This is a genomic window from Serratia sp. DD3 (genome assembly GCF_000496755.2).
On sequence record NZ_AYKS02000059.1, the window covers coordinates 1 to 2,276 of the forward strand.

The 2,276-nt window shown below is 52.5% G+C and carries 1 protein-coding gene; it reads right to left on the minus strand.

All coding sequences use genetic code 11. The features are described 5' to 3' along the window. A partial coding sequence (locus IO95_RS25600) for a hypothetical protein (RefSeq protein WP_037385295.1) occupies positions 1-2,276 on the minus strand: 2,276 nt, incomplete at both ends.

Genomic DNA, 2,276 nt, shown 5'->3' on the forward strand with positions numbered 1-2,276 from the left:
CTTGATAACGGCACGCCACCAGTGAAATTGAGCGTACCACCATCCAGCACCAGATCCTGCAAGGTGGCGGTACTTGGCGTTCCCGGGATACCAACCGTCGTCACACTGCCGGTGGCTAACGTCAGCCCAGCATTCTGCAGAGTGTCGGCGTTGTCCCCTGCCAATGAGAAGGTAGCGTTATTCAGCGTCACATTGCCGGTAAAGGCATTGCCCACTGCAGCGTCAAAGTTGAAAGCACCATTGGTCGTATCGACATTCACCTGCCCGGCACCGGTCAGGGTATTGTTCAGCGTAAAGGCACCGGCGTTGGTGATATTCAAGGTGCTGGTAGCACCATCAACATTCAATATTGTTGAACCGTCCAATGCAGTAAGACTGTCAATGGTCAGTGTCGAGGCGGTATTAATATCCAACAAGCCCGTAAAGCCAGAGGCATTGCTATTATTTCTCAGATCGATATCGCTGTTGTTCAGCACCCAACTCCCTGCGCCTTCGATAACATTACCCAACGAGGTCAAGGCACCGCCTTCAAAGGCGTTAAAGTTAAGGGTACTGCCATTGGCGATCCTGACACTGCCATCACCCAGGTTGGCATTCTGCGACACACTCAGTGTGCTGTTGCCCACCAGATCAAATAGCCCGGTAAACAGCGTATTGCTACCGGTCAGAGTGGTGTTGGCATTATTCGTCAGTTGTACCGTTGAGGCCGCATCACCGCTTAAGGTGTTGGCTAAGGTGTCAACCACACCATCGATTATCAGTTGAGCGCCAGCAACAGTGAGATCGACACTGGCTGCCGAGGTACCCAAATTATTGACATCGGTAATGGTTAATACACCACCGGTATTGATATTGTGCTGACCGGTGAAATCATTGGTCCCCTCCAAGGTCACTGCCGCATTGGTATTGATGGTGCCGTCACCACTAAGTGTGTTGCCCAGGGTATCGGCAGCATTGAGGTTCAAAGTACCCAATACATTCACATCACTGCTACCCAAAGCATCAGCGGCGGTCAAGGTCACTGTCGCTGGCAACGTTATCAAGGTATCGGCTGACAGACCACTGTTGGCGGCACTCAGGACCAAGGTGCCACCGTTGACGTTCAGCGTGCCCGCACCGGTCAAACCACCCACGGCTGTTGAAGTACCTCCATCTTCCAGGTTCAACGTGCCACCAGCGATATCAATCACCCCGGTGTTAGTCAACAATCCGGTCGTTAATACCGCCGGGTCAATAGTGACGGTACCCGCGTTGGTCAGGGCTCCCACCGTTTGACTGAAATCGTTGGTATTAAAGCTGGCACCACTGTTAACCGTCAGCAATGAAGTCTGACCGAACGCATTATCACTCCCCAGTAGCACATTACCACCAGTTACTGTGGTGGTTCCGCCGTAACTGTTGTTGCTATTGGTCACCGTCAATGCACCATTGGTCGCATCAAAAACGATGCCGCCGTCAACCCCGCCGGTCAACAGGGCCGTCAACTCCCTGTTAGAGCCAGGGTTGACATTAGTGGCAATAATCAGCGCATCGGCATGGTCCGTCAGCAGTTCAATGGCACTCAAGCCATAATTCAGATACAGGCCATCGGCACTGCCGTTCGTGTTGGACAAGGCGTAATTGTAGGTACCATTCGCCACATGGACACTGTTCTGGTTAATCGCTGAAGCGATGCCCGCTGGTGTCACCACCTGGCCATTAATTCTCAATGTGAGCCCATCAACCGCGCTTGCCGTGTCCGCAGTGATCAACGTCTCGGTTATTCCCAGGTTTTGGTCGAGAAGAGAGACGCTAGGAGAATCGTTGTTCCATGAACCGCCATTATCCACGTTAACAGTACCGCTGTTGGCAGTCAGGTTAACGGTAGAAATGATACTCTCGGCACTTGATAACGGCACGCCACCAGTGAAATTGAGCGTACCACCATCCAGCACCAGATCCTGCAAGGTGGCGATACTTGACGTTCCCGGGATACCAACCGTCGTCACACTGCCGGTGGCTAACGTCAACCCAGCATTCTGCAGAGTGTCGGCGTTGTCCCCTGCCAATGAGAAGGTAGCGTTATTCAGCGTCACATTGCCGGTAAAGGCATTGCCCACTGCAGCGTCAAAGTTGAAAGCACCATTGGTCGTATCGACATTCACCTGCCCGGCACCGGTCAGGGTATTGTTCAGCGTAAAGGCACCGGCGTTGGTGATATTCAAGGTGCTGGTAGCACCATCAACATTCAATATTGTTGAACCGTCCAATGCAGTAAGACTGTCAATGGTCAGTGT